Source organism: Streptomyces sp. NPDC058371, from assembly GCF_042723265.1.
GTDB lineage: Bacteria > Actinomycetota > Actinomycetes > Streptomycetales > Streptomycetaceae > Streptomyces.
The window spans coordinates 142,221-168,775 of sequence record NZ_JBHXJC010000005.1 but is presented as its reverse complement, the minus strand read 5'-3'; the positions used below and the strand labels follow the sequence as shown (position 1 = coordinate 168,775).

The 26,555-nt window shown below is 72.8% G+C and carries 29 protein-coding genes; 8 read left to right on the top strand and 21 right to left on the bottom strand.

Annotated features, from left to right (window positions below; translation table 11 throughout):
* The first annotated feature begins 105 nt into the window (after positions 1 to 105).
* From ACFWM2_RS18055 to ACFWM2_RS18025, 7 genes are all read left to right on the top strand, one after another.
* On the top strand, positions 106 to 1,248 hold the full coding sequence (locus tag ACFWM2_RS18055; RefSeq protein WP_383280212.1) for an ADP-ribosylglycohydrolase family protein: 1,143 nt from the start codon (positions 106 to 108) through the stop codon (positions 1,246 to 1,248).
* Positions 1,249 to 1,739: 491 nt separating this feature from the next.
* Positions 1,740 to 2,843, top strand: a complete 1,104-nt coding sequence (locus ACFWM2_RS18050; protein WP_383281074.1) for an ADP-ribosylglycohydrolase family protein — start codon at positions 1,740 to 1,742, stop codon at positions 2,841 to 2,843.
* Between the two features lie 7 nt (positions 2,844 to 2,850).
* A complete protein-coding gene (locus ACFWM2_RS18045) occupies positions 2,851 to 4,026 on the top strand; it encodes an ADP-ribosylglycohydrolase family protein (RefSeq protein ID WP_383280209.1) in 1,176 nt (391 codons plus the stop codon).
* The gene (locus ACFWM2_RS18040) at positions 4,014 to 5,447 is read left to right on the top strand and encodes an ADP-ribosylglycohydrolase family protein (protein ID WP_383280206.1); all 1,434 of its coding nucleotides are present in this window, start codon (positions 4,014 to 4,016) and stop codon (positions 5,445 to 5,447) included. Before ACFWM2_RS18045 ends, ACFWM2_RS18040 begins: the two co-directional genes overlap by 13 nt.
* Positions 5,444 to 6,346, top strand: a complete 903-nt coding sequence (rbsK, locus tag ACFWM2_RS18035) for a ribokinase (RefSeq protein ID WP_383280204.1) — start codon at positions 5,444 to 5,446, stop codon at positions 6,344 to 6,346. Before ACFWM2_RS18040 ends, rbsK begins: the two co-directional genes overlap by 4 nt.
* A gap of 95 nt (positions 6,347 to 6,441) precedes the next feature.
* Positions 6,442 to 7,608, top strand: a complete 1,167-nt coding sequence (locus tag ACFWM2_RS18030) for a CaiB/BaiF CoA transferase family protein (protein WP_383281071.1) — start codon at positions 6,442 to 6,444, stop codon at positions 7,606 to 7,608.
* Positions 7,605 to 8,444 (top strand): HpcH/HpaI aldolase/citrate lyase family protein, encoded by an 840-nt coding sequence (locus tag ACFWM2_RS18025; protein WP_383280201.1) that lies wholly within the window; start codon positions 7,605 to 7,607, stop codon positions 8,442 to 8,444. Before ACFWM2_RS18030 ends, ACFWM2_RS18025 begins: the two co-directional genes overlap by 4 nt.
* A 58-nt stretch (positions 8,445 to 8,502) precedes the next feature.
* Here the strand turns inward: ACFWM2_RS18025 and lgt are convergent, their stop codons facing one another.
* The 11 genes from lgt to hisI all read right to left on the bottom strand — a co-directional run bounded on the left by lgt (position 8,503) and on the right by hisI (position 17,834).
* Positions 8,503 to 9,573 carry a prolipoprotein diacylglyceryl transferase gene (gene lgt, locus ACFWM2_RS18020; protein WP_383280199.1) on the bottom strand — a complete coding sequence of 357 codons (1,071 nt, stop codon included), beginning with the start codon at positions 9,571 to 9,573 and terminating at the stop codon, positions 8,503 to 8,505.
* Between the two features lie 118 nt (positions 9,574 to 9,691).
* Positions 9,692 to 10,468, bottom strand: coding sequence for a DsbA family protein (locus ACFWM2_RS18015; protein ID WP_383280196.1), 777 nt, complete (start codon positions 10,466 to 10,468; stop codon positions 9,692 to 9,694).
* Between the two features lie 107 nt (positions 10,469 to 10,575).
* Positions 10,576 to 11,391, bottom strand: a complete 816-nt coding sequence (gene trpA, locus ACFWM2_RS18010) for a tryptophan synthase subunit alpha (protein ID WP_383280193.1) — start codon at positions 11,389 to 11,391, stop codon at positions 10,576 to 10,578.
* Positions 11,388 to 12,680 carry a tryptophan synthase subunit beta gene (trpB, locus tag ACFWM2_RS18005; protein ID WP_383280191.1) on the bottom strand — a complete coding sequence of 431 codons (1,293 nt, stop codon included), beginning with the start codon at positions 12,678 to 12,680 and terminating at the stop codon, positions 11,388 to 11,390. The genes trpA and trpB overlap by 4 nt, the downstream gene beginning before the upstream one ends.
* A 168-nt stretch (positions 12,681 to 12,848) precedes the next feature.
* Positions 12,849 to 13,079, bottom strand: a complete 231-nt coding sequence (gene trpM, locus ACFWM2_RS18000; RefSeq protein ID WP_383281068.1) for a tryptophan biosynthesis modulator TrpM — start codon at positions 13,077 to 13,079, stop codon at positions 12,849 to 12,851.
* Between the two features lie 133 nt (positions 13,080 to 13,212).
* Complete coding sequence (gene trpC / locus ACFWM2_RS17995) at positions 13,213 to 14,022, bottom strand: indole-3-glycerol phosphate synthase TrpC (RefSeq protein WP_383280188.1); 810 nt, start codon at positions 14,020 to 14,022, stop codon at positions 13,213 to 13,215.
* A 165-nt stretch (positions 14,023 to 14,187) separates the two neighbouring features.
* Entirely contained in the window at positions 14,188 to 14,646 is a 459-nt protein-coding gene (locus ACFWM2_RS17990; RefSeq protein WP_383280185.1) for a DUF2752 domain-containing protein, read from the bottom strand.
* A 109-nt stretch (positions 14,647 to 14,755) separates the two neighbouring features.
* On the bottom strand, positions 14,756 to 15,016 hold the full coding sequence (locus ACFWM2_RS17985) for an HGxxPAAW family protein (protein WP_383280182.1): 261 nt from the start codon (positions 15,014 to 15,016) through the stop codon (positions 14,756 to 14,758).
* Positions 15,017 to 15,179: 163 nt separating this feature from the next.
* Complete coding sequence (locus ACFWM2_RS17980) at positions 15,180 to 15,818, bottom strand: TIGR02234 family membrane protein (RefSeq protein ID WP_383280180.1); 639 nt, start codon at positions 15,816 to 15,818, stop codon at positions 15,180 to 15,182.
* Between the two features lie 52 nt (positions 15,819 to 15,870).
* Positions 15,871 to 17,358 (bottom strand): anthranilate synthase component I, encoded by a 1,488-nt coding sequence (locus ACFWM2_RS17975; protein ID WP_383280177.1) that lies wholly within the window; start codon positions 17,356 to 17,358, stop codon positions 15,871 to 15,873.
* A gap of 11 nt (positions 17,359 to 17,369) precedes the next feature.
* On the bottom strand, positions 17,370 to 17,834 hold the full coding sequence (hisI, locus tag ACFWM2_RS17970; RefSeq protein ID WP_383280174.1) for a phosphoribosyl-AMP cyclohydrolase: 465 nt from the start codon (positions 17,832 to 17,834) through the stop codon (positions 17,370 to 17,372).
* A 119-nt stretch (positions 17,835 to 17,953) separates the two neighbouring features.
* Between hisI and ACFWM2_RS17965 the strand changes: the two genes are divergently transcribed.
* Positions 17,954 to 18,589, top strand: a complete 636-nt coding sequence (locus ACFWM2_RS17965; protein WP_383280171.1) for a TIGR03085 family metal-binding protein — start codon at positions 17,954 to 17,956, stop codon at positions 18,587 to 18,589.
* A 55-nt stretch (positions 18,590 to 18,644) separates the two neighbouring features.
* Here ACFWM2_RS17965 and ACFWM2_RS17960 read toward each other — a convergent pair whose 3' ends face one another.
* The 10 genes from ACFWM2_RS17960 to hisD all read right to left on the bottom strand — a co-directional run bounded on the left by ACFWM2_RS17960 (position 18,645) and on the right by hisD (position 26,368).
* Positions 18,645 to 19,928 (bottom strand): MFS transporter, encoded by a 1,284-nt coding sequence (locus tag ACFWM2_RS17960; RefSeq protein ID WP_383280169.1) that lies wholly within the window; start codon positions 19,926 to 19,928, stop codon positions 18,645 to 18,647.
* 14 nt (positions 19,929 to 19,942) lie between these two features.
* Positions 19,943 to 20,530: an ArsR/SmtB family transcription factor gene (locus ACFWM2_RS17955; protein ID WP_383280166.1), complete on the bottom strand. Its 588-nt coding sequence runs from the start codon at positions 20,528 to 20,530 to the stop codon at positions 19,943 to 19,945.
* Between the two features lie 118 nt (positions 20,531 to 20,648).
* Positions 20,649 to 21,404 carry an imidazole glycerol phosphate synthase subunit HisF gene (hisF, locus tag ACFWM2_RS17950; RefSeq protein ID WP_383280163.1) on the bottom strand — a complete coding sequence of 252 codons (756 nt, stop codon included), beginning with the start codon at positions 21,402 to 21,404 and terminating at the stop codon, positions 20,649 to 20,651.
* Positions 21,401 to 21,796 (bottom strand): RidA family protein, encoded by a 396-nt coding sequence (locus ACFWM2_RS17945; RefSeq protein WP_383280160.1) that lies wholly within the window; start codon positions 21,794 to 21,796, stop codon positions 21,401 to 21,403. The genes hisF and ACFWM2_RS17945 overlap by 4 nt, the downstream gene beginning before the upstream one ends.
* On the bottom strand, positions 21,793 to 22,524 hold the full coding sequence (gene priA / locus ACFWM2_RS17940; protein ID WP_383280157.1) for a bifunctional 1-(5-phosphoribosyl)-5-((5-phosphoribosylamino)methylideneamino)imidazole-4-carboxamide isomerase/phosphoribosylanthranilate isomerase PriA: 732 nt from the start codon (positions 22,522 to 22,524) through the stop codon (positions 21,793 to 21,795). The genes ACFWM2_RS17945 and priA overlap by 4 nt, the downstream gene beginning before the upstream one ends.
* 8 nt (positions 22,525 to 22,532) lie before the next feature.
* Complete coding sequence (hisH, locus tag ACFWM2_RS17935; RefSeq protein WP_383280154.1) at positions 22,533 to 23,174, bottom strand: imidazole glycerol phosphate synthase subunit HisH; 642 nt, start codon at positions 23,172 to 23,174, stop codon at positions 22,533 to 22,535.
* Positions 23,171 to 23,335: a hypothetical protein gene (locus tag ACFWM2_RS17930; protein ID WP_383280151.1), complete on the bottom strand. Its 165-nt coding sequence runs from the start codon at positions 23,333 to 23,335 to the stop codon at positions 23,171 to 23,173. The genes hisH and ACFWM2_RS17930 overlap by 4 nt, the downstream gene beginning before the upstream one ends.
* Positions 23,332 to 23,925: an imidazoleglycerol-phosphate dehydratase HisB gene (gene hisB / locus ACFWM2_RS17925; protein WP_383280148.1), complete on the bottom strand. Its 594-nt coding sequence runs from the start codon at positions 23,923 to 23,925 to the stop codon at positions 23,332 to 23,334. Before hisB ends, ACFWM2_RS17930 begins: the two co-directional genes overlap by 4 nt.
* Positions 23,922 to 25,046, bottom strand: coding sequence for a histidinol-phosphate transaminase (locus ACFWM2_RS17920; protein ID WP_383280146.1), 1,125 nt, complete (start codon positions 25,044 to 25,046; stop codon positions 23,922 to 23,924). Before ACFWM2_RS17920 ends, hisB begins: the two co-directional genes overlap by 4 nt.
* Complete coding sequence (hisD, locus tag ACFWM2_RS17915) at positions 25,043 to 26,368, bottom strand: histidinol dehydrogenase (protein ID WP_383280143.1); 1,326 nt, start codon at positions 26,366 to 26,368, stop codon at positions 25,043 to 25,045. Before hisD ends, ACFWM2_RS17920 begins: the two co-directional genes overlap by 4 nt.
* Positions 26,369 to 26,555 lie beyond the last annotated feature (187 nt).

Sequence of the window (26,555 nt, the reverse complement as noted above, 5' to 3'; positions counted from 1 at the left end):
GGCTCTGCCCAACCGCTCAGGTGGGACACATCCGCAAAGGGGTCCGCGCACGGTTCCGCTCTGTGGTTCCGCGCGGTGACAGGAGCCCTGAGAGGAGAGGCACGTATGGCTTCCATCGCCTGCATTCCCTCGGCCCCGGCATCCGGGGACGCCGCCGATCTCCGCGACCGGGCACGCGGTGCGCTGCTCGGTCTCGCCGTCGGGGACGCCCTGGGGGCGCCCGCCGAGAACATGAAGCCGTCCGAGATCCGCGCGCGGTGGGGCCGTATCACGGGATACGTCGCCGAGCACCCGGCCGGGACCGACGACACCGAGTACGCGATCTTCTCGGGTCTGCTGCTGGCCCGCCACGGCTCGGCGCTCACGGTGGCCCATGTGGAGGCGGCCTGGCACCAGTGGATCGCGGACCGCGACGAGGGGCCGTTCCGAGGCGCCGGGTTCAGTGAGCGCGGCACGCTGGAGAACCTGCGCCGGGGGCTGGCGGCGCCGATCTCGGCCCAGCACCGGCACGCGTGGAGCGACGGACTGGCGATGCGCGCGGCGCCCTTCGGGGTCTTCGCGTCGGGCCGCCCGGCCGAGGCGGCCCGTCTGGTGGCGATCGACGGTTCGGTGAGCCACGACGGTGAGGGCATCTACGGCGGCCAGGCGGTGGCGGCCGGCGTCGCCGCGGCGATGACCGGTGCCCCCACGATCGCCGTGGTGGCCTGCGCCCTCGCCGTGATTCCCGACGACTCCTGGACGGCCCGCTCGCTGCGGCGCGCGGTCGCGGTGGCCCACCGGGGCGAACGCGCGGTCCGCTCCGCGGTGGTCATCGGCGGCTATCCGTGGACGGACCTCGCGCCCGAAGCGGTCGCCCTCGCCTTCGGCGCGTACGCGGCCGCCGACGGCGACTTCACGGAGTCGGTGCTCACCGCGGTCAACATGGGCCGCGACGCGGACACGACGGCGGCGGTGGCGGGCGCGCTGGCCGGTGCCACCCGCGGGGCCGCGTCGATCCCGGCCGCCTGGGCGGCGGCCATCGGTCCGGCCCGCGGCAGCTGTCTCCCCTCCATGGCGGGCCACCACGTGCTGGACGTGGCCGAGCTGCTGACGCCGGGGGACGACGCCAAGTGGCAGACGGGCGTGATCGCGCGTGGTGGCCTCGCGCCCAACCCGCATCACTTGCTGCCTGACCCCGGTGCCGACTGGCCGCCACCGGACCCGGGCGCGTTCCTGGCGGCCACCGACGACGAGGAGGTACGCCCATGAGCCCCGGACTGGTGGGAGACGAGCCGGACGAGGGACCGGCCGCGGGCATCCCGACGATCACGATCACCGCGGCTCCGGTCACGGACGCGCCCGGCGACCTGCCGCCCCGCACGGACGACGCGGCTCCTCTCACGGACGCCCCCGGCCACCTGCCGCCCCACACGGACGACGCAGCTCCTCTCACGGACGCCCCCGGCCACCTGCCGCCCCACACGGACGACGCAGCTCCTCTCACGGACGCCCCCGGCCACCTGCCGGATCTCACGACCCGCACGAAGGACCCGACTCCGGCCACGGAGACCCCCGATCACCACACGGCCGAACCCCGCACGAAAGACCCCGCTCCCGCCACAGACACCCCCGCCGATCACCACACGGCCGAACCCCGCACGAAAGACCCCACTCCCGCCACAGACACCCCCGCCCCCCACACGGCCCCCACGACCGAACCCCGTACGGAAGACGCCTCCCCCGCCCCCCACCCCCGCCGGATCGAGGGCCTTCTCCTGGGCCTTGCCGCGGGGGACGCCGCCGGGTGGCCGGCGGCCCGGCACCGGGCCGCGCGGATGCCCGAGTGGACGCGGCGGCTGACCCGGGAGCTGGACACGTTCGCGGAGCAGAACGCGACCACGACACTGCCCGTGCCGATCGCGCTCAACCAGCCGCCGGAGCCCCTGCGGCTCGGCCCGTCGGACGACGCCGAGTGGGCCGCCTTCGCGGCGGAGGCCGTCCTGCGAGCCGGGGACGGCAGCGTGCTCGGCGACCTGAGCCGGGAACGCCGGACGCGTGCGGCCATCGACCTGTCCTGGAACGCCGTGGCCAGTGAAGTGGCCGCCGCGGCCGAGCGCGCCCCCGAGGTCGAGTCCGCGCTCCTCCCCCTGCGCGCCCGGATCTCCGTACGGGCCGGCCTCGGCAATCTCGCCACCGGTCTGCGCCCGCCCGCCACCGGTCACGACAACCCCCACTACTTCGACGACGCGGCCTGCGTACGGGCCTGTGTGCTGGCCGTCGCCCACCCGGGTGACCCCCGGCTCGCCGCGGAACTCGCCGAGTTCGACGCCCGCTACACCCAGGACGGCGACGGAGTGCACGGCGCCCGGGCCATGGCCGCCGCCGTCGCGCTCGCGCTGGCCGGCGCGGACGTCGACGCCTGTGTGGCGGCAGCGCTCGCCGAACTGCCCGAGGAGACGGAGATCGGCCGCAACGCCCGGCATGCGATCGGCCTCGCACGGGCCGCCGAGAGCGCCTTCGGCGTCGTACCCCTGCTGGAGCACCAGATCGTCGACCACGTCTACAGCTACGGCATCGCCGCGGCCGAGACCGTCCCGGTCGCCCTCGCCCTCGCCATCGCGTCGCGCGGCCGGATCGCCGAGGCGGTGCCCGCCGCCGCCTGTCTGTCCCGGGTCGCCGACTCGGCCCCGGCCCTGGCGGGCGCCCTGACCGGCGCGCTCGGCGGCGGCGCCGCGATCCCCGCCGCCTGGCGCGACGCCTGCCGCACCCTCTCCGGCTGCGCCCTGCCCCGGCTCACCGGCACCGACCTCGTAGAACTCGCCGAACTCCTGGCAGCCACGGAACTGGACACCCCAGGAGGATGATTCGGACATGACGCCCAAAGGAGCAGAGACAACCACAGGGACCCTGGACGAGCGGCTGACCGGAGCACTCGTCGGAGCCGCCGTCGGCGACGCCCTCGGCGGACCGGTCGAGGGCTACTCCCCGGAGCAGATCGTGGAGCGCCACGGCGGCCGCGTCCACGGCGTCGTCGGCCCCTGGAACGGCGACACCTGGCGCACGGCGCGGCCGATCGCCCCGTACCACAAGGGCGACGGACACGTCACCGACGACACCTTGATGACCCATGCGTTGGTACGGGTGTACGCCACCGTCCGCGACCACCTCGACGCGTACGCGGTCGCCGAGCACCTGGTCCCCGACCTGATGGGCACCCCGCGGTGGATTCCCGAGCTGGAGGCCGAGGCACTCCCCCTCCAGCGGATCTTCCTCGCCGAGAAGTGGCTGGTGGCGCGGCTCCACTACGGGCACGTGGATCCGCGGGAGGCCGGCGCGGGAAACATCGTCAACTGCGGTGCCGCGATGTACATGGCGCCGGTCGGCCTGGTCAACGCGGCGAACCCGGCGGGCGCGTACGCCGAGGCGCTCGACATCGCGGGCGCCCACCAGTCGTCGTACGGGCGCGAGGCCGCGGGTGTCTTCGCGGCGGCGGTCGCCGCGGCCTGCGCGCCCGGGGCCACCCCCGGCTCGGTCGTCGAGGCCTGCCTCGCCCTGGCGAAGGACGGCACGCGTACCGCGATCGAGGCCGTATGTGACGTCGCCGCCCGGCACACGGACTTCGAGTCGGCGCTGCGACCGCTGCGTGAGGCGGTGGCCCCCTACGACACGGTGGGTCCCGACTACCGCGCGCCGTCGCTGGGCGCCCGCCGCCCGTCCCGGCTGCACGCGATCGAGGAACTCCCGGTCGCCCTGGGCATGTTGGTGGTCTCCGGCGGCGACTACCGGCACGCCGTCCTCGGCTCCGTCAACTACGGCCGTGACTGCGACTCCATCGCCACGATGGCCGGCGCCCTGGCCGGCGCGCTGGGCTCCGAGGTCCCCCTCGACTGGTCCAAGACGGTCGCGGAGGCCAGCCGCCTCGATCTGCACGCTCCCGCGACGGCGCTCGCGGCGGCCGCCCGCGAGATCTTCGACCGGGACGTACGACGCCGACGGGCCCACGAGGCCGCGTTCGCCGGACTCACGGGGGCATCGTGCTCCGGCTGACCTGGGTACAGCCCGAGGACCTCCTCGGCCACGAACTCCACCAGGCGGCCCTGGACGGCCGCGAGGCGGCGGCGATCGCCGCCCGCTGGCGAGCGGCGGGCGGCCCCGAGTGCCCGTCCCGCGCGGGCGCCTCCCCCACTCCGGCCTCGCCGTATCTGCGCCTGCTGGCGGCGGACCTGCTCGACGAACTCGCCGACCTGCCCAGCAGATCGGCGGAGCAGGAGCCGACCGACCTGGCCCGGATCAAGGCCCGGTGCCCGGACTGGCCGCCCGCACCGGCCGCGGGTCGTGATGCCGCGGGGGCGGACGCGGGCGGCACCCCGCCGGCACCGGACCGCGCTCCGGCCCAGGCGCGTCTGGAGGCCTCCTGGCTGGGCAGAGCCGTCGGCTGCCTCCTGGGCAAACCCGTCGAGAAGCTCCCCTTGCAAGGGATCAGGGAACTGGCCCGCGCCACCGGCAACTGGCCCCTGAACACCTGGTTCACGGCCCGCGGTCTCCCCCCGGAACTGGCAGCGGCCCACCCCTGGAACAGGCGCTCGGCGCCCACCTCCCTCGCCGAGAACATCGACGGCATGCCGGAGGACGACGACCTCAACTACCCGTTGCTGAACCTCCTGTTGCTCCAGCGTCACGGCCGCGGCTTCAGCACCTCGGACGTGGCCCGCCTCTGGCTGGACGAACTCCCCGCGGGCCGCACCTTCACCGCGGAACGCGTCGCGTACCGCAACCTCCTCAGCGGTGTCGAACCCCCGCGCACGGCCCGCCACCGCAACCCGTTCCGGGAGTGGATCGGCGCCCTGATCCGCGCGGACGTGCACGGCTGGACGAACCCCGGCGACCCGGCGGCCGCCGCCGAGCAGGCCCACCGCGACGCCACTCTCACCCACACGGCCAACGGTGTGTACGCGGCCATGTTCGCGGCGGCCACCCTCGCCGAGGCGGCCGCCGGCACCCACGACGTCCACCACTGTCTGCGCACCGGGCTCACCGTCGTCCCGCCCGCCTCCCGGCTGGCCCAGGCGGTCACCCACGCCGTCGAACTCGCCTGCACGACACGGGACTTCGACGCGGTCGTGGACCACCTGCACGCCACCCACCACGCCCACCACTGGGTGCACGCCGTCCCCAACACCGCGCTGATCGCCGCCGCCCTCACCCACGCGGACGGCGACTTCACCGGCTCCGTCTGCCGTGCCGTGTCGGGCGGCTGGGACACGGACTCCAACGGGGCGACGGCGGGCAGCGTCGCCGGCCTGCTCGCGGGTGACCCCGCCGCGATCCCGGAGCGCTGGACCGCCCCTCTCAAGAACCGGCTGGCCACCTCGATCGCCGACTTCAACGGCATCGGCTTCGACACCCTCGCCCAGCTCACCCATCGCCTCAGCCGCTCCGAGACCCACCAGGAGATCCCCCGCTCATGACCCACATCGCCGTACTCGGCAGCACCAACATGGACCTAGTCGCGTACGTCGCCAAGGCCCCGCAGCGCGGCGAGACCGTGACCGGGCGGGAGTTCCGTACGATCCCCGGCGGCAAGGGCGCCAACCAGGCGATCGCCGCGGCCCGTGCGGGCGCCGACGTCTCGATGATCGGCGCGGTGGGCGCCGACACCTTCGGCACCGGACTGCGCTCCACGCTCGAACACTCCGGGGTGGACACCGACCATCTGCGCACCACCGAGGGCCCGTCCGGCACCGCCCACATCGTGGTGGACGCCGAGGGCGGCAACGCGATCGTCGTCATCCCCGGCGCGAACGGCACGGTGGACCACCTCGCGCCCGGCGACGACGGTCTCATCGCCACCGCCGACGCGCTCCTGCTCCAGCTGGAGATCCCGCTGGAGGCCGTCGTCGCGGGCGCCGAATCCGCCCGCAGCCACGGCGTCCGCACCATCCTGACCCCGTCCCCCGTGCAACCCCTGCCGGCCGAACTCCTCGCCGCCACCGACCTGTTGGTGGCCAACCAGTACGAGGCCGCCGCGCTCACCGGCATCACCGAGCCCCGGGCCGCGGCGGCGGCCCTGCTCGACCAGGTCCCCGCCGTGGTCGTCACCCTGGGCGCGGCAGGCAGCCTGTACGTCGCCCAGGGTGACGAAACGCTGCGCATCCCCGCGCCGGAGGTGACCGCCGTGGACTCGACCGGCGCGGGCGACACGTTCGTCGGCACCCTCGCCGTGGGGCTCAGCGAGGGCCGGCCGGTGCGCGACGCCCTCATCTGGGCCTCGGCGGCGGCCGCCCTGTCCGTGCAGCGGGTGGGTGCGTCGTCCTCGATGCCGTACCGCTCCGAGATCGACGCCCTGACGTCACGGACCGCCTCGTGAACGCCCGCACGGAGGACGCCACGACGACTGCGGAGAGCGGCGCCCACGCCGAGCCCGGTCCGGGCGCGCCCCCGCGGCAGGGCCCGCTCACCGGCCTGCGCGTGCTCGACCTCGCGACCCTCTTCGCCGGACCGCTGGCGGCCACCATGCTCGGCGACTTCGGCGCCGAGGTGATCAAGGTCGAGCACCCCGTCAAGCCGGACGCGTCCCGCGGCCACGGCCCGTCGAAGGACGGCGTGGGCCTGTGGTGGAAACTCCTCGGCCGCAACAAGCGCACGATCACCCTCGACCTGTCCGCGCCCGGCGGCCGGGACACCCTCCTGCGGCTCGCCGCCACCGCGGACGTGATCATCGAGAACTTCCGGCCGGGCACGCTGGAGAAGTGGGACCTGGGCTGGGCGGAGCTCTCGGCGGCGAACCCGGGGCTGGTGCTGGCCCGCGTCACCGGCTTCGGCCAGTTCGGCCCGTACGCGCACCGCCCGGGCTTCGGCACGCTGGCGGAGGCGATGAGCGGCTTCGCGGCGATCACCGGGGAGCCCGACGCCCCGCCGACCCTGCCGCCCTTCGGCCTGGCCGACTCGATCGCCGGCCTGGCGACGGCGTACGCGGTGATGACCGCGCTGACGGCCCGCGAGCGCACCGGCGAGGGCCAGGTCGTCGACATGGCGATCATCGAGCCCATCCTCACGGTCGTCGGCCCGCAGCCCCTCTGGTACGACCAGCTGGGCCACGTCCAGCCCCGCACTGGCAACCGCTCCGCCAACAACGCGCCCCGCAACACCTACCGCACGGCGGACGGGGAGTGGGTCGCCGTATCCACCTCGGCGCAGTCGATCGCGGAACGGCTGATGCGGCTGGTCGGACGGCCCGAGCTGATCGACGAGCCGTGGTTCGCGACGGGCGCGGACCGTGCCCGGCACGCCGACGTCCTGGACGAGGCGGTCGGCACGTGGATCGCCCGGCACACCCGCGACGACGTCCTGGAGGCCTTCGACAAGGCCGAGGCGGCGGTGGCCCCCATCCAGGACGTACGGGACGTGATGACCGACCCCCAGTACGCGGCCCTGAACACCATCACCACGGTCGACGACCCCGAACTGGGCCCCCTGCGCATGCAGAACGTCCTCTTCCGCCTCTCCTCCACCCCCGGCGCCATCCGCTGGGCGGGCCGCCCGCACGGCGCGGACACGGAGGCCGTCCTGACCGAACTCGGCCTGACCGAGGCCGAGATCGGGGCCCTGCGCACGGAGGGAGCCCTGTGAGCGCGGACGCCCACCCCCTCACCTGGCTGTACGTCCCCGGTGACCGGCCCGAGGTGGTGGTGAAGGCCTTCGCGTGCGGCGCGGACGTCGTCGTCGTCGACCTGGAGGACGCGGTCGCCCCGGACCGCAAGGAGTACGCCCGCGCGGCCACCGCGGAACTGCTCGGCGAGACGCCGCCGGTCCCGGTCCACGTCCGCGTGAACGCGTTGGACGGCCCCCTGGCCGAGGCCGACCTCAGGGCGCTCTCCGCCCTCCCCGGCGTCTCCGGTCTCCGGCTGCCCAAGGTGACGTCCCCGTCCGACGTCGTACGGGTCGCGGAACGCGCCGCTCCCGCGGACGGCGGCGCCATCCCGCTCTACGCCCTGCTGGAGACCGCCCTCGGCGTGGAGCAGGCCTTCGCCGTCGCGTCCTCGCACCGGGCGCTGCGCGGCATCGCGCTGGGCGAGGCCGACCTCCGGGCGGATCTGGGCGTACGGGAGGACGCGGGGCTCGACTGGGCCCGCGCCCGCGTGGTCGTGGCCGCCCGTGCCGCGGGCCTGGCCCCGCCGGCCCAGTCCATCTACCCCGACCTCCTCGACCTCGACGGTCTGGCCGCGTCCTGCGCCCGCGGCCGGGCGCTGGGCTTCCTGGGCCGTACGGCCCTCCATCCCCGGCAGCTCCCGGTGATCGAGCGGGCCTATCTGCCCGGCCCGGAGGAGATCGAGTCCGCCGAGGCCGTCCTCAAGGCCGCCGCCGCGGACCCGGGTGCCCAGGCGCTGCCCGACGGCCGCTTCGTCGACGCCGCGGTGGTGGCGGCCGCCCACCGCACGCTGGCGCTGGCCCGACGCCGCAGATGAGAGACGGAAGGGGCGCCGCATCCGGGATGCGGCGCCCCTTCCCACGTATCGAGAGCTCTCAGCCCTTCTTGGCCGACTCGGCCTCGTCCACCGCAGACTCGGGGGACTGTGCAGACTCGGGGGCCTCCGAAGACTCTGACGGCTCCGAAGATGCCTCAGCCTTCTCGGCCTTGTCGGATCCTTCGGGCTTCCCGGAGTCCTTGGCCTCGGCGGAGTCCGAGGAGTCGGCGTCGGCGTCGGCGTCGGCGTCGGCGTCGGTCTTCTTGTCGAGGTCGACGGCGGCACCGTCGGCCGGGTCGTCGCCCTCGCCGGGCGCGCCCGGCTCCACGACCTCCTCACGCCCCGGCCGCAGCCGCGCGGAGAGGACGAAGTAGACGACGGCGAGGACGAAGACCCCCATCGCCGTCCAGTCGTTGAGACGCAGGCCCAGGATGTGGTGTGCGTCGTCGACGCGCATGTACTCGATCCAGCCGCGGCCCACGCAGTACGCGGCGACGTACAGCGCGAACGCCCGCCCGTGCCCGAGCTTGAAGCGGCGGTCGGCCCAGATGACGAGGAAGCCGACGCCGATGCACCACAGGGACTCGTACAAGAACGTCGGGTGGTAGTAGCCCGGCACGCGGCCGTCCGCGGAGGACGTGATGTGCAGCGCCCAGGGAAGGTCCGTCGCCTTGCCGTAGAGCTCCTGGTTGAACCAGTTGCCCCAGCGCCCGATGGCCTGTGCGAAGGCGATGCCCGGCGCGAGGGCGTCTGCCCAGGCGGGGAGCGGGATGCCCCGGCGGCGACAGCCGATCCACGCACCCACGGCACCGAGCGCGATCGCGCCCCAGATACCGAGTCCGCCCTCCCAGATCTTGAAGGCGTCCACCCAGTCGCGGCCCTCGCTGAAGTACAGCTCGTAGTCCGTGATCACGTGGTAGAGCCGTCCGCCGACGAGGCCGAAGGGGACGGCCCAGACCGCGATGTCGGCCACCGTGCCGGCTCGCCCGCCGCGGGCGATCCAGCGCTTGTTGCCGAGCCAGACGGCCACGAAGACGCCGATGATGATGCAGAACGCGTAGCCGCGCAGCGGAATGAAGCCGAGGTGGCGCACACCGCTCGCCGGGCTGGGGATGTAGGCAAGTTCCATGGCAGGGTCGACGCTACCGTGCCGAGTGGGACCGACGGCAGGCAGCCCGGCTACGGGTCCATAACAGGCGGTGCCCCCGGCCTGTGGAGGACCGGGGGCACACGGGCGGACGGGGCGCTCAGCTCTTGTTCTCGGCCTGCACCAGCTGCTTCAGCTTCGCCGGGGTCATCGACTGGTCCGCGTAGATGTTCTTGCCGCCGAGCAGCACGGTCGGGGTGCCGGTGAACCCGCCGGCCCCGAAGGCGCTGTTCGACTTCACGACCCAGCTGTCGTGCGTGCCGTCGTTGACGCACTTCTGGAACGCGGGGGTGTCCAGCCCGTCGACCTTGCCCGCCAGCTCGATGAGCCGGGCGTTGCCGGCGAAGGCGTCGTCGGTCTCCTTGGGCTGGTTGTCGTAGAGGACGTCGTGGTACGCGCTGAACTTGCCCGCGTCCTGGGCGCAGGCCGCCGCGTTCGCCGCGTGCCGGGAGCCGCTGCCGCCCATGTTCCCGTCGATGAGGGTGACGAGGTGGTAGTCGACCTTCAGCTGGCCGGCGTCCACCAGCTCATGGATCGTCGGGCGGTACGTCACCTCGAAGGACTGGCAGGCCGGACACCGGAAGTCCTCCCACACCGTGAGGGCCGACTTGGCGCCGGCCTTGCCGACGGGGATCGCGAGACTGTCCTTGCCCTGCGCCCCCGAGGGCGAGACGACGGGGCCCGCCGTGTCGCTCTTCTTGTCCTGGCCGGAGTTGGCGGCCAGCACGCCCACCACCGCGGCCAGCGCCAGGACGCAGACCACCGAAGCGCCCACGATGAACGTCCTTCGGCGCTTCTCCGTGGCCTTCTGCTTCTCTCGCTCGACCGCCAGTCGCTCGCGGGCGGTGCGCTTACCGTCACGGTTCTTCTCGCTCACATCCGGCAGAACGAACCGGGGAGGCGCAGCGCGCCTCCCCGGTCCCAGGTCCACCCGTTCGAGTGAGCGGATTGTCCGTTACGTACAGGTACGTGAACGGACAGACCCTAGGCCGTGCCGCGCACACCTCGCGCCAGCTCGCCCGCGAGGACGCGTACGGCGTCCAGACCGGCCGCCTCGTCCGGCGCGTCCAGCATCCGCTTCACGAAGGCCGAGCCGACGATCACGCCGTCGGCGAAGCCGGCCACCTCGGCGGCCTGTCCGGCGTCGGAGACACCGAGGCCGACGCAGACGGGCAGATCGGTGGTGGCCTTGGTGCGCTGCACCAGGTCCTGCGCCTGCGCGCCCACCGACGCCCGGGTGCCGGTGACACCCATCAGCGAGGCCGCGTAGACGAAGCCGGAGCCCGCCGCGGTGATCTCGGCGAGCCGGGCGTCCTTGCTGCTGGGGGCCACCACGAAGACGGTCGCGAGACCGTGCTTCTCGGCGTGCTCCCTCCACAGGGCCGACTCCTGCACCGGCAGGTCGGGCAGGATGCACCCGGCGCCGCCCGCCTCCGCGAGCTCGGCGGTGAAGCGCTCGACGCCGTAGCGGTCGATGGGGTTCCAGTACGTCATGACGAGCACCGGCTTGCCGGTGGCCGCGAAGGCCTCGCGCACCGTGCGCATCACGTCCGCGATCTTGACGCCGCCGCGCAGCGCGATGTCGTCGGCGGTCTGGATGACGGGCCCGTCGAGGACGGGGTCGCTGTGCGGCAGCCCCACCTCGACGACGTCCGCCCCGCCGTCGAAGACGGCCTTGATGGCCTCGATCCCGCCGTCCACGGTCGGGAACCCGGCCGGGAGGTACGCGATGAGGGCGGACCGCCCCTCGGCCCTGGCGCCGGCGAGGGTGTCACTCAACAGCTGGATGTTGCCGCTCACTTGGCGTCCCCCTCGATCTCGGCGCCGTCGCCGGCCTCGTCCGCCTCGACGACGGCGTCGGTGTCGGTGTCGTACAGCCCGAAGTAGCGGGCGGCCGTGTCCATGTCCTTGTCGCCGCGCCCGGACAGGTTGATCAGGATCAGCCCGTCCTTGCCCAGCTCCCGCCCGACCTCCAGGGCCCCGGCGAGCGCGTGTGCGCTCTCGATCGCCGGGATGATGCCCTCGGTGCGGGAGAGCAGGCGCAGGGCCTGCATGGCCGCGTCGTCGGTGACCGCGCGGTACTCGCCGCGGCCGCTGTCCTTGAGGTACGAGTGCTCCGGCCCGATGCCCGGGTAGTCGAGGCCCGCCGAGATCGAGTAGGGCTCGGTGATCTGGCCCTCCTCGTCCTGGAGGACGTACGACCGCGAGCCGTGCAGGATGCCCGGCTCGCCCGCCGTCAGGGTGGCCGCGTGCTCGCCGGTCTCGATGCCGTGTCCGGCGGGCTCGCAGCCGATGAGGCGTACGTCCGCGTCCGGGATGAAGGCGTGGAAGAGGCCGATGGCGTTGGAGCCGCCGCCGACGCAGGCCACGGCCGCGTCGGGCAGCCGCCCCGCACGCTCCAGGATCTGCCGTCGGGCCTCGACGCCGATGACCCGGTGGAAGTCGCGCACCATGGCCGGGAAGGGGTGCGGTCCGGCCACGGTCCCGAAGAGGTAGTGGGTGCGGTCGACGTTGGCGACCCAGTCGCGGAAGGCCTCGTTGATCGCGTCCTTGAGCGTGCGGCTGCCGGACTTCACGGCGATGACCTCGGCGCCGAGCATGCGCATCCGGGCGACGTTGAGGGCCTGGCGCTGGGTGTCGATCTCGCCCATGTAGATGGTGCATTCGAGGCCGAACAGGGCGCAGGCGGTGGCGGTCGCGACACCGTGCTGGCCGGCGCCGGTCTCCGCGATGACGCGGGTCTTGCCCATCCTCCTGGTGAGCAGCGCCTGCCCGAGGACGTTGTTGATCTTGTGGGATCCGGTGTGGTTGAGGTCCTCGCGCTTGAGGAACACCCGGGCGCCACCGGCGTGTTCGGCGAACCGGGGGACCTCGGTGAGAGCGCTCGGCCGCCCGGTGTAGTGGACGAGCAGGTCGTCGAGCTCGCGGGCGAACTCGGGGTCGGACTTGGCCTTGTCGTACTCGACGGCGACCTCGTCCACGGCGGCGACCAGCGCCTCCGGGATGAACTTGCCGCCGAAGGCGCCGAAGTAGCCCTCGGCGCTGGGGACTTGACCGTCGGGGTCGGGAATGAAGAACTCGCTGGGCATGCGGTTACCTCGCTGGGGCGTCAGCCCCGGTCACGGGTCGGACAGTGGTCACGTCGGCGACGTACGCACGCAGCATGGCCTTCGTCCGGCACCCGCAGAGACCGGGCCCTTCCCGCACGACGGCGAGAACCTCCGGCACGGAAGAGGACCGGCGGAGTCGGGCTCGGCTCAGCGCACCCGCAAGGGGCGACCGGCCACGGACGGCACGAGCGTGCGCACGCGGGCACGCCATCGCATTCCGTTGACCTGTCCCGGCTCATCGCCGATGACATAGCGGACCCGGCGCCCGTGCACCCGTCGTGCGGGCGCCCGGCAGCCGCGCGGACGGCAGCCGCGGGCGAGGCGGGCGTAGGGGTTCCGCGCGGCCGAGGCGGCCGCCAGGGGCGCTGCCGACCGCACACACGGGCGGCCGGCGTACGGGGCCGGGTGTCCCGGGAGCAGCAGCGGCTCGGCCGACTCCGCGCGCGCACCGGCGCCGGGCGAGCGCGGGCTCTCCCGGTGTCGGCGTGCGGTCAGGTCGGCCATGGTGGTGTCAGCCCCGTCCGTGGCGCAGCGCGGGGTGGGCCCCGGCCGCGACGAGGTCGGAGACCGCGGACTTCGGGTCGCGGCCGGTGACGAGCGACTCGCCCACCAGGACCGCGTCGGCGCCGGCGTTGGCGTACGCGATGAGGTCGTGCGGTCCGCGGACGCCGGACTCGGCGATCTTGACGAGGCCGGCCGGGATCTCGGGGGCGACGCGCTCGAAGGTGGAGCGGTCCACCTTGAGGTCCTTGAGATTGCGCGCGTTGATACCGATCACCTTCGCGCCGGCGTCCACCGCCCGCTCGGCCTCGTCCTCGTCGTGCACCTCGACGAGCGGGGTGAGCCCGATGGACTCGGCACGCTCGATGAGGGACTCCAGGGCGGCCTGGTCGAGGGCGGCCACGATCAGCAGGGCGAGGTCGGCACCGTACGCACGGGCCTCCCACAGCTGGTACGAGGTGACGATGAAGTCCTTGCGGAGGACCGGGATGTCGACCTTGGCGCGGACGGCCTCCAGGTCGGCCAGCGAGCCGCCGAAGCGCCGCTGCTCGGTCAGCACAGAGATGACGGCCGCACCGCCCGCCTCGTAGTCCGCGGCCAGCGCGGCCGGGTCGGCGATCGCGGCCAGCGCGCCCTTGGACGGGCTGGAGCGCTTGACCTCGCAGATGACCTTGACGCCGTCACCCCGCAGGGCCGCCACGCCGTCCTTGGCCGCCGGAGCCTTCGCCACGCGCTCCTTGAGCTCGTCGAGGCTGACGCGCGCCTGCCGTTCCGCGAGGTCGGCACGGACTCCGTCGATGATCTCGTCGAGCACACTCACGCGAGCGGCCCCCTTCCCTGCGGTGGACGGTTGGAGCGGTTGAGCGTCTGACCTCCGTCACCGCCCGGGGCGGTTCAGAAGGGTCACTGTGATGGTATCCGGAGGAAGGCGTAGGCCTGACATCCGGTTGACGGCGGTCCCACTACCTGGACATTTGTCATTTGATCAAGGATGCAGCCAGCCACCCGACGGCAGGTTCCGGACAACCGTGAAGACCAGCAGCAACACGCCCACGCCCCACAACTGCACGGGACCGGGATCGAGCCGCACCGGCCGGCCGCGCACGGTCCGGACCACCCAGACGGTCCACACCGCCGCGAACCCCAGATACCCCGCGAAGGCGAGCGCGTTGTCCGTGAACGCCGCCGCGAAGTCCCCGTGCACGAAGGCGTGCGCGCCGCGCAGTCCGCCGCAGCCGGGGCAGTACAGCCCGGTGTAGCGCAGCAGCGGGCAGACCGGGTAGTGCCCCGGCTCGTTCGGGTCGACCGCGCCGACGTAGGCGAAGGCGGCCGCGACGGCGGCGAGCAGACCGGCGGGGACGGCCAGCCTGCGCACCAGGCCGGTGGGCCCGGTGGCCGCGGCCGGTGGAGTCACCCGGTGGGTTTCGGCGTTCACCCGACGCATTCTGCCCCGCCCCCGGACGGGTCGCCCGTCGCGGGTACCAGCGGGCGGCCGGGCGCGTCAGAGGCGGCCCGGGCGCGCCGGGCCGCCTCTGACGGAGTGGTGGGAGCGGTCAGCTCTCCGCGCCGACGGCCTGGCGGGCCGGCTCCGGCTGCGGCACGGTCGCCGGACCGTGGTCGGCCCTCGGCTGGCCGAGACCCATCAGCCGCATGATGCCGCCGACGACACCGCCGAGGACGACGATGACCAGGCCGGCCCAGAAGCCCAGCGGGTCGGCCAACACCATGAAGGCACCGGAAACGCAGAAACCGATGAAGGCGATGATGACACCGGTCCAGGCGGCCGGGGTGTGACCGTGGCTGCTGCCCGCCATGACTTGCTCCTCGTTGCTGTGTGCGTGTGTGAGTCGGACGCTCACCGCCCATTGTCCCGTACTCGCGCGTATGCCGTGAGCGGGGGGTCGCCCCTCGCGAGTCGAGCGGGCGAGGTCGTGACCGAGGGCCCGGGGCGAAGGTCCCGGAGAGCCGGCCGGCGTCTCAGGTCCCGGTCGGGTCCTCACCACGGTCCAGGGCCTTCCACAGGTCCTCGGGCCGGTCGGGGTCGACGGGCTTGGCCTTGCGGGGCCGCGGGGTGCCGTCCCGCTCGTAGCGGCCTGACATCGCGGGCCACAGCCGCCCGTAGCGCAGCGCGAGCAGTCCCGCGAGGAGGATGAGCCCGCCGCCGACGGCCGCGACGTACGGCCAGGCGGTGTGGCTGAGCGCGTCCACGGTCGCGGAGGTGTCGCCGGACGCCTGTGCGGCCTTCTCGTCGAGCGCGGAGCTGTCGTTCAGGCCGATCAGGGCGGCGGCGACGGTGCCGGCGCCGGAGAGCGCGAGCAGCGCGGAGACCAGGAGGCGCCCGGAGCGGCGGACGGCGAAGACGGCGACGAGTGCGGCGAGGCCCACTATGGCGAGGGCCGCGGGCACGCCCGTGACGTCGCTGCCCCTGGCGGTCAGCGGGAAGGCGCCGCCGGCCACCGACGCCGTGCCCTCCGACCAGCTCTGCCGGGTGGAGAGCAGCGCCACGGCCGCGCCGAGCGCGCCGCAGAACAGGGCCACGCCGAGGCTGCGGCGGCCGGACCGGGCGGGTCCGGCGGCTTCGGATCGGGGGTGCGGTACAGCAGTCACGTACCCCACTATCGCCTGAACCCGGGGCGAAGCGTCACCCGGGGTTCACGTGAGACTCGTCCTATTGCCCGAGCCGGTTCGCCGTGTGCACCGCGCGGAGCACCGCCGCGGCCTTGTTGCGGCACTCGGTGTCCTCCGCGACCGGGTCCGAGTCGGCGACGACACCCGCGCCGGCCTGCACATACGCCGTGCCGTCCCGCAGCAGGGCGGTCCGGATGGCGATGGCGGTGTCGGAGTCTCCGGCGAAGTCGAGATAACCGACACATCCGCCGTACAGCCCGCGCCGGGAGGGTTCGAGTTCATCGATGATCTGCATCGCGCGCGGCTTGGGCGCTCCGGAGAGGGTGCCGGCGGGGAAGCACGCGGTCAGTACGTCGAAGGCCGTACGCCCCCGCGCGACCCGGCCGGTCACGGTCGAGACGATGTGCATGACGTGTGAGTACCGCTCGACGGACATGAAGTCGACGACCTCGACCGAGCCGGGCTCGCAGACCCGCCCCAGATCGTTCCGTCCCAGGTCGACGAGCATCAGGTGCTCGGCGCGCTCCTTGGGGTCGGCGAGCAGCTCCTCGGCCAGGGTCTGGTCCTCCTGCGGTGTGGCGCCGCGCGGCCGGGTGCCCGCGATGGGGTGCACCATCGCCTGCCCGTCGTCGACCTTGACCAGAGCCTCCGGGGACGAGCCCACGACGTCGAAGCCGTCGAAGCGGAAGAGGTACATGTACGGCGACGGGTTGGTCGCCCGCAGGACCCGGTAGACGTCCAACGCGCTTGCCGTGCACGGCGTTTCGAAGCGCTGGGAGGGGACGACCTGGAAGGCCTCGCCGGCCCGGATGCGCTCCTTGATGTCCTCGACCGCGACCTGGTAGTCCGGGCCGCCCCACAGCGCGGTGTACTCGGGGAGCTCGGACGGCGGGAGGGCGGCCGGGGGCTGCGAGACGGCGCGCGAGAGGTCCGCCTCCATGGCGTCGAGGCGCGCCACGGCGTCCGCGTACGCCTCGTCGACGCCGGTGTCCAGGTCGTTGTGGTTGATCGCGTTGGCGATCAGCTCGACCGTCCCGTTCCAGTGGTCGAGGACGGCGAGGTCGCTGGTGAGCAGCATGGTCAGCTCGGGCAGCTTCAGGTCGTCCCGCTCACCGGGGCCGATCTTCTCCAGGCGGCGCACGACGTCGTAGCCGAGATAGCCGACCATGCCGCCGGTGAAGGGCGGCTGGTCCTCGCCGTGGGGCGTGTGCAGGGTCTCGATCGTGGCGCGCAGGGCGGCCAGCGGGTCGCCCTCGACGGGGACGCCCACCGGCGGCGTACCCAGCCAGTGGGTCTTCCCGTCGCGCTCGGTCAGGGTGGCGTGGCTGCGGACGCCGACGAAGGAGTAGCGAGACCAGGTGAACGCCGCGCGGCCGTTCTCGGCGGATTCCAGGAGGAAGGTGCCGGGGCGCTCGGCGGCCAGCTTGCGGTAGAGCGCGACCGGCGTGTCGCCGTCCGCGAGGAGCTTGCGGCTGACGGGGATCACACGGCGGTCGGTGGCCAGCTTGCGGAACGTCTCTAGGTCCATGGCGGCTGACCTTACTGAGCGGCGGGAGGTACGTCGGACACGGCTTCCCCTGCCGATTCGGGCGGTGCCGTCCCCGCCGATTCGGAGCGTGCCGACCCCGCCGCTCCGGGCCCCGCGTCCTTGAGCAGGACGTCGGCGTCGAAGCAGGTGCGGGCGCCGGTGTGGCAGGCGGCGCCGACCTGGTCGACCTGGACCAGGACCGTGTCGGCGTCGCAGTCCAGGGCCACCGACTTCACGTGCTGGACGTGGCCGGAGGTGTCGCCCTTGACCCAGTACTCCTGGCGGCTGCGCGACCAGTACGTGCAGCGGCCCGTGGTCAGCGTGCGATGCAGCGCCTCGTCGTCCATCCAGCCGAGCATCAGCACCTCACCGGTGTCGTACTGCTGGGCGATGGCGGGGACGAGCCCGTCGGCACTGCGCCTGAGGCGCGCGGCGATCTCGGGATCCAGGCTGCTGGGCGGGGGCGTACGGGTCATGCCGACCATTGTGCCGCGCCGCTCGGACACGCCGGACGGAGGTCCACTGGGCGGACCGGGCGCCGTGGTGGCCGGGTGTCCACTGGGCGGACCGGTGCGGCGGTCGTAGGCTGGCTGTCATGTCGACCCATGCCAAGCGTGAACGACTTCTCCTCGCCGACCTGTTGGAGGCCGAGGGACCGGACGCCCCCACCTTGTGCGGGGACTGGAACACCCGAGATCTTGCGGCCCACGTGGTGGTGCGCGAGCGCCGCGCGGACGCCGCGGGCGGGATCCTGATCAAGCAGCTCGCGCCGCGGCTGGAGCGGGTTCAGGCCGAATTCGCCGAGAAACCGTACGAGGAGCTGATCCAGCTGATCCGTACGGGGCCGCCGCGGTTCTCGCCGTTCTCCCTGAAGCAGATCGACGAGGCGTCGAACACGGTCGAGTTCTACGTCCACACGGAGGACGTGCGCCGGGCGCAGCCCGACTGGACGCCGCGCCCGCTCGACGCCGTCTTCCAGGACGCGCTGTGGTCCCGTCTCGAACGCACGGCCCGGCTGGTGGGCCGCGGGGTGCCGACCGGCCTGGTGCTGCGCCGCCCCGACGGCCAGACGGCGGTCGCGCACAAGGGCACGCCGGTCGTCACGGTGACCGGCGAGCCCTCGGAGCTCCTGCTGTTCGTGTACGGGCGCCAGAACGTGGCCGATGTGGCGCTGGACGGCGAGAAGGACGCGATCGCGAAGCTCCAGGAGACCAAGCAGCTCGGACTCTGACGCGCCGGTCCTCCGGCGGCTCGGCTGCTGCCGGGCGCCCGGGGACGGCCGCGCCTCACTTCGGCAGCTCGGCCCGTCGCAGCGGTCCTGAACACAGGACGACCACACCGCCGAGGCCGCAGACCACCGCGCTGACGACGAAGACGGGGCCGGTGCCCCACAGGCCGATGGCGGCCGCGGACACCGGCATGCTGAGCGGCGCGATGCCGAGGCTGACGATGCCCGAGACGGCGCTGACCCGGCCGAGGTAGGCCGGCGCCGTCTCGGTCTGCAGCAGGGCGCCGCACAGGGCGCCGCTCAGCCCCGCGAGCAGCCCGACGAGCAGCGCCACGCCGACGGCGGCGACCACACCGGGTACGTAGGCGAGCGATCCGATCGCCGCACAGCCCGCGAGGATCGACCCGGCCATGACATACCCCGCGTGCGGCAGCCGTCCGCGCACGGTCAGCAGCAGGGAGACGGCCCCCGCGCCGGTCCCGAACCCGGCGAGCACCCAGCCCATGCCGGCGGCTCCCCAGCCGCGCTCGTCGGCCAGCAGGGTCAGCCCCACGTTGAGCGGTCCGACGAAACCGAGGTCGCCGAGCGCGATGGCGACGATCAGCGGGGCGAGGACCCGGTGGCCCCGGATGTACCGCAGTCCGTCCCGCAGGTCCTGCCAGGCACTGCGCGACTCCGCGAGAGGCGTCGGCCCCGCGGCCCCCTCGACCCCGGACCCGTCCTCCGCCGGCAGGTCCCGCATCCGTACGGAGATCAGCAGCGGTACGGACACCGCGATCAGGAGTCCCGCCAGGCCGAATGCCGCCGTCGCGCCCCCGAGCGCCACCCCGAGGCCGCCGAGCGGGGCGCCCACGACGTTGGCGAAGCGGATCGCGAGGCCGCGCATGCCCTGGACCCGGGCGAGCTGGCCGCGGCTCGTGACACGGGCCGGGAGGGCGCCCACGGCCGGCATGAAGACCGCGTCGACCGTGCCGAAGACCAGGGCGAGCAGGGCGAGGAGCCACAGTCCCGGGCCGGCGGCGAACAGCAGCGCGGCCACCGCGAGGACGGCCGCGCACCGCACGGCATCGCTGCCGATGACGACCTTCCGCGGTCCGAAGCGGTCGGCCACCACTCCCCCGCCGAGCATCAGCAGGGCCCGCGGTACGGCGCTGACGGCCATCACGAGCCCGGCCTGCGAGGGCGTGCCCGCCTGGACGGCCGCCCAGGACAGCGCGATGTAGTACACGTTGTCGCCCACCATCGAGGCGGTGTACGCGCCCAGCCAGCGCAGTACGTTGCCGTCCCGGTGGGCGGGCCGGTCGGCGGCTACCGAGGCCGAGGGAATGACGGTCGTGGTCACGGAGGGGCGTCCTCTCAGGCGCGGAACGGAAAGCCGAACACGTGCAGCGCGACGTTCTCGCGCCCGTGGCTGTCGCCGGCCGCTTCGGCGGTCCGGCCCTTCTCCTCGTACTTCTTGAGCACGCCGAGCAGCTCGTCGGTGAGCTCGGTCAGTTCACCGGCCGTCAGCCGCATCAGCGACTCGGAGTCGGTGGACGCGTTGCTCCACTCGCTGCCCCAGGTGGCCCGCTCGTTGAGGTAGCGGCGGTACGCCTCGGTGCGCTGCTCGTGGAAGAGGCGGGTGGCCGCTTGGTGCGCGGCCGCCTTCTCGGGCGCGTCCCGGAAGTCCGCCTCGTGGATGTCCACGCCGTCCGAAGCGGGCTGCCACCAGCGCTCCCGCCCGTCCGTGCGCTGCGACTCGGCGGCCTCGATCAGCCCATGCTCGGCGAGCTTGCGCAGGTGGTAGCTGACCAGCGAGACGGCCTCGTCGGCCTGCTCGGCGAGCTGTGAGGCGGTCGCCGTGCGCGCCATGATCAGCGCGCGGTAGAGCTGCGAACGGAGCGGATGGGCAAGGGCCTTGAGCGTGCCCAGATCCGTGATGCGGCGCTTCTGCGGGTCGGCCATGCGTTCAGCCTAGACAGGAAAGAAAAGTTGCGCAACATAAATTGCGCAACTTTTCTTTTGCATCTCCTCGGTGAAAAGCCCCGGCCACCAGTGACCGGGGCTCACGCCGAACGCGATGTCACCGCACGGGATGCCCCGCCTCCCGCAGCGTCTGCTTCACCTGGCCGATCCGCAGATCACCGAAGTGGAAGACGGAGGCGGCCAGCACCGCGTCGGCGCCCGCGGCGACGGCGGGCGGGAAGTCGGCGAGCCGGCCCGCTCCCCCGCTGGCGATGAGCGGCACGGTCACGTGCTTGCGGACGGCCTGGATCATCTCGATGTCGTAGCCGTCCTTCGTCCCGTCCGCGTCCATCGAGTTGAGCAGGATCTCGCCCGCGCCCAGCTCGGCCGCCCGGTGCGCCCACTCGACGGCGTCGATGCCGGTGCCCTTGCGTCCGCCGTGGGTGGTGACCTCGAAGGAACCGCTCTCGGTGCGGCGCGCGTCCACCGACAGCACCAGCACCTGCCGGCCGAACCGCTCCGCGATCTCGCGGATCAGCTCGGGCCTGGCGATGGCGGCCGTGTTCACGCCCACCTTGTCCGCGCCGGCGCGCAGCAGCCTGTCGACGTCCTCGGCCGTGCGCACACCGCCGCCCACCGTCAGCGGGATGAAGACCTGCTCGGCCGTACGGCGCACCACGTCGTACGTCGTCTCGCGGTTGCCGGAGGACGCGGTGATGTCCAGGAACGTCAGCTCGTCCGCGCCCTCGGCGTCGTACACCTTGGCCATCTCGACGGGGTCGCCCGCGTCGCGCAGGTTCTGGAAGTTGACCCCCTTCACGACCCGGCCGTTGTCCACGTCCAGGCAGGGGATGACACGTACCGCCAGGGTCATGACCTGGCCCCTCGGTACGCCTCCACCTCGACCTCGACGACCAGGCTGGGGTCCACGAAGCCGGAGACGATGACCAGGGACGCGGCGGGCCGGACGGAGTCGAACAGCTCCTTGTGGGCGCGTCCGACGTCGTCCACGTCCCGGGCGTGCGTGAGGTACAGCCGCGTACGCACCACGTCCTCCCGGCCGAGGCCCAGTTCCTTCAGGGCCGCGAACGCGACGTTGAAGGAGTTGATCGTCTGCTCGTACGGCCCGCCTCCGGCGATCTCACCGTCCACTATCGAGGTGCAGCCGGAGACCAGCACCAGGCCGTTGGGCAGTTCCACCGCGCGGGAGTACCCGAAGGTGTCCTCCCAGGGTGCGCCGGTCGTGACTCGTCGTACGTCGCTCACTTGGCCACCGCCTCCAGGGCCTCTTCCAGGGTGAACGCCTTCGCGTACAGGGCCTTCCCGACGATGGAGCCCTCGACACCGAGGGGCACCAGCTCGGCGATCGCCCGCAGGTCGTCCAGGGAGGACACACCTCCGGAGGCCACCACCGGGCGGTCGGTCGCCGCGCAGACGTTCTTCAGCAGCTCCAGGTTCGGGCCCTGGAGCGTGCCGTCCTTGGCGATGTCGGTGACGACATACCGGGCGCAGCCCTCGGAGTTGAGGCGTTCCAGCGTCTCGTAGAGGTCACCGCCGTCGCGGGTCCAGCCGCGGCCGCGCAGCGTCGTGCCGCGGACGTCGAGACCGACCGCGATCTTGTCGCCGTGCTCGGCGATGACCTTGGCGACCCACTCCGGGGTCTCCAGGGCGGCCGTGCCCAGGTTCACCCGGGTGCACCCGGTGGCGAGGGCGGCCGCGAGCGAGGCGTCGTCCCGGATGCCGCCGGACAGCTCGACCTTGATGTCCATCGCGCCGGTCACCTCGGCGATCAGCGCGCGGTTGTCGCCGGTGCCGAAAGCGGCGTCCAGGTCGACCAGGTGCAGCCACTCGGCGCCCGCGCCCTGCCAGGCGAGGGCGGCCTCCAGGGGAGAGCCGTACGAGGTCTCCGTCCCGGACTCGCCGTGCACCAGACGGACGGCCTGGCCGTCGCGGACGTCGACGGCGGGGAGGAGTTCGAGCTTCGCGGAGGACATCGAGGGCATCAGAGGGTTCCGATCCAGTTGTTCAGCAGCTGCGCTCCGGCGTCGCCGGACTTCTCGGGGTGGAACTGCGTGGCCCACAGGGCGCCGTTCTCGACGGCGGCCACGAAGGGCTTGCCGTGCGTCGACCAGGTCACCAGGGGCGACCGCATCGCCGGGTTCGCCACCTCCAGGGACCAGTCGTGGACGGCGTAGGAGTGCACGAAGTAGAAGCGCGCGTCGGCGTCGAGCCCGGCGAAGAGCTGGGAGCCGGCCGGGGCCTCGACGGTGTTCCAGCCCATGTGCGGCACGATGTCGGCCTGGAGCGGCTCGACCGAGCCGGGCCACTCGTCGAGGCCCTCGGTCTCCACGCCGTGCTCGATGCCGCGGGCGAAGAGGATCTGCATCCCGACGCAGATGCCCATGACCGGGCGGCCGCCGGCGAGGCGGCGGCCCACGATCCAGTCGCCGCGCGCCTGCTTCAGCCCCTGCATACAGGCGGCGAAGGCGCCGACGCCCGGCACGAGGAGCCCGTCCGCGTTCATCGCCGTGTCGTAGTCACGCGTTATCTCGACCTCGGCGCCGGTGCGGGCCAGGGCCCGCTCGGCGGACCGGACGTTCCCGAAGCCGTAGTCGAAGACGACGACCTTCTTGGGGGCGCTCACGTCCACACCGCCAGCCGCATGACACCGGCCACGAGACACATCGCGGCGCCGATGGAGACCAGCACGATGAGGCTCGCCGGCATCTTCTGCTTGACGAAGGAGTAGACACCGCCGAGGAGGAAGAGTCCGACGACGATCAGGATGCTCGACAGGCCGGTCACAGCGCGCCCTTCGTGGAGGGGAGGATGCCGGCGGCGCGCGGGTCGCGCTCGGAGGCGTACCGCAGCGCGCGGGCGAGCGCCTTGAACTGGCACTCCACGATGTGGTGCGCGTTGCGCCCGTAGGGCACGTGCACGTGCAGCGCGATCTGGGCCTGCGCGACGAAGGACTCCAGGATGTGGCGGGTCATCGTCGTGTCGTACTCGCCGATCATCGGCGCCATCTTCTCGGGCTCGGTGTGCACCAGGTACGGGCGGCCGGAGAGGTCGACGGTCACCTGGGCCAGCGACTCGTCCAGCGGCACGGTGCAGTTGCCGAACCGGTAGATCCCCACCTTGTCGCCGAGCGCCTGCTTGAAGGCGGCGCCCAGCGCGAGGGCGGTGTCCTCGATGGTGTGGTGGGAGTCGATGTGCAGGTCGCCCTCGGTCTTCACGGTCAGGTCGAACAGACCGTGCCGGCCGAGCTGGTCGAGCATGTGGTCGTAGAAGCCGACGCCTGTCGACACATCGACCTTGCCGGTGCCGTCGAGATCGATCTCGACGACGACCGACGTCTCCTTGGTCGCCCGCTCCACTCTTCCGACGCGGCTCATGCGCTCTGCTCCTTCTTCACATCACGGACCGCGTCCAGGAACGCGTCGTTTTCCGCCGGGGTGCCCGCGGAGACCCGCAGCCAGCCCGGTACACCGTTGTCCCGGACCAGGACGCCCCGGTCGAGGATCTTCTGCCAGACCTCGTGCGCGTCGGCGAACCGCCCGAACTGCACGAAGTTGGCATCCGATGCGGTCACGTCGTAACCGATCGCGCGCAGTTCGCCGACCAGCCGGTCCCGCTCGGCCTTCAGTTGCTCCACGTACCCCAGCAGTGTGTCGGTGTGCTCCAGGGCGGCCAGCGCCGTCGCCTGGGTGACGGCCGACAGGTGGTACGGCAGCCGTACGAGCTGGACCGCGTCGACGACCGCCGGGTGCGCGGCGAGATAGCCGAGGCGCAGTCCGGCCGCGCCGAACGCCTTCGACATCGTGCGCGCGACGACGAGATTCGGCCGACCTTCGAGCATGGGCAGCAACGAGTCGCCGTGGCTGAACTCGATGTACGCCTCGTCCGCGATCACCATGGACGGCTTCGCGGCCTGGGCGGCCTCGTACAGCGCGAGGACCGTCTCCGGCGGGACCGCGCTGCCCGTCGGGTTGTTCGGCGTGGTGATGAAGACGACGTTCGGCCGGTGCTCGGCGATGGCCCGTTCGGCCGCCGCCAGGTCGATCGTGAAGTCCTCGTTGCGGGGACCGGAGATCCAGCCGGTGCCCGTGCCGCGCGCGATGAGCGAGTGCATCGAGTACGACGGCTCGAAGCCGATCGCCGTACGGCCGGGCCCGCCGAACGTCTGCAGCAGCTGCTGGATGACCTCGTTCGAGCCGTTCGCCGCCCAGACGTTCTCGATGCCGACGGGGTGCTTGCCGGTCTTCGTCAGGTACTTGGCCAGTTCGGTGCGCAGCTCCACCGCGTCCCGGTCGGGATAGCGGTTGAGGTTGCGGGCGGCCTCGCGCACCCGCTCGGCGATCCGCTCGACGAGCGGTTCGGGCAGCGGGTACGGGTTCTCGTTCGTGTTGAGCCGCACCGGGACGTCGAGCTGGGGCGCCCCGTAGGGGGACTTGCCACGGAGCTCTTCCCGTACGGGGAGCTCGTCCCAGGGGGACGAAGAGGGGTTGCCAGTCACTTGCTCTCCGGAACCTTCCACCCGAACCGGGCCTTGATCGCCGCGCCGTGCGCCGGCAGGTCCTCCGCCTCCGCCAGCGTCACCACGTGCTGGGCGACCTCGGCGAGGGCGTCGCGGTCGTAGTCCACGATGTGGATGCCGCGCAGGAACGACTGGACGCTCAGCCCCGAGGAGTGGCAGGCGCAGCCGCCGGTGGGCAGCACGTGGTTGGAGCCGGCGCAGTAGTCGCCCAGCGAGACGGGGGCCCAGGGGCCGACGAAGATCGCGCCCGCGTTCTTCACCCGGTCGGCGACGGCGGCCGCGTCGGCGGTCTGGATCTCCAGGTGCTCGGCGCCGTACGCGTCGACCACCCGAAGCCCCTCGTCGACGCCGTCGACCAGCACGATCGCGGACTGCCGGCCGTTCAGCGCGGGCGCGATCCGGTCGTCCACGTGCTTGGTGGCGGCGACCTGGGGTGCCAGCTCCCGCTCGACCGCGTCGGCCAGCGCCACGGAGTCCGTGACGAGGACGGCGGCGGCGAGCGGGTCGTGCTCGGCCTGGCTGATCAGGTCGGCGGCGACGTGCACCGGGTCGGCGCTCTCGTCGGCGAGGACCGCGATCTCGGTGGGACCGGCCTCGGTGTCGATGCCGATCTTTCCGGTGAAGTACCGCTTGGCGGCGGCGACCCAGATGTTGCCCGGGCCGGTGACCATGTTGGCGGGAGCGCAGGACTCGGTGCCGTGCGCGAACATCGCGACGGCCTGGGCACCGCCGACCGCGTACACCTCGTCGATGCCGAGGAGCGCGCAGGCGGCGAGGATCGTCGGGTGCGGAAGGCCGTCGAACTCCTTCTGCGGTGGGGAGGCGAGGGCGATGGACCCGACCCCGGCCTCCTGGGCGGGGACCACGTTCATGATCACGGAGGACGGGTAGACGGAGCGGCCACCGGGCGCGTACAGCCCGACGCGCTCGACCGGAACCCACTTCTCGGTCACCGAGCCGCCCGGCACCACCTGCGTGGTGTGCGTGCTGCGGCGCTGCTCGCGGTGGACCAGACGGGCGCGGCGGACGGACTCCTCCAGGGCCGCGCGCACAGCCGGGTCGAGCCGCTCCAGGGCGCCGGTGAGCGCCTGGGCCGGGACCCGTACGGTGTCGAGCCGGACGCCGTCGAACTTCTCCGCGTAGTCGATCAGCGCCGCGTCGCCCCGATGATGCACGGCCTCGCAGATCGGGCGCACCTTCTCCAGGGCGGCCGAGACGTCGAAGTCGGCTCGGGGCAGCAGGTCGCGCAGGGCGGTGCCCTCGGGGAGGGCGTCGCCGCGCAGGTCGATTCGGGAGATCACATGGCCAATTCTCTCAGACCGCCATCGAGCGTCGGACGGCTGTATCAGTGACTGATACACGACCTGGGACGACGGCTGGACCATGGCCGGAACCAGTGGCCGATACGAGACCCGGAAGATCCCCTTCACCGCTAGCGTTCCGCCCGTCACAGAGCGGGCATTGAACGGTTGTACGAACCCGCGAGTA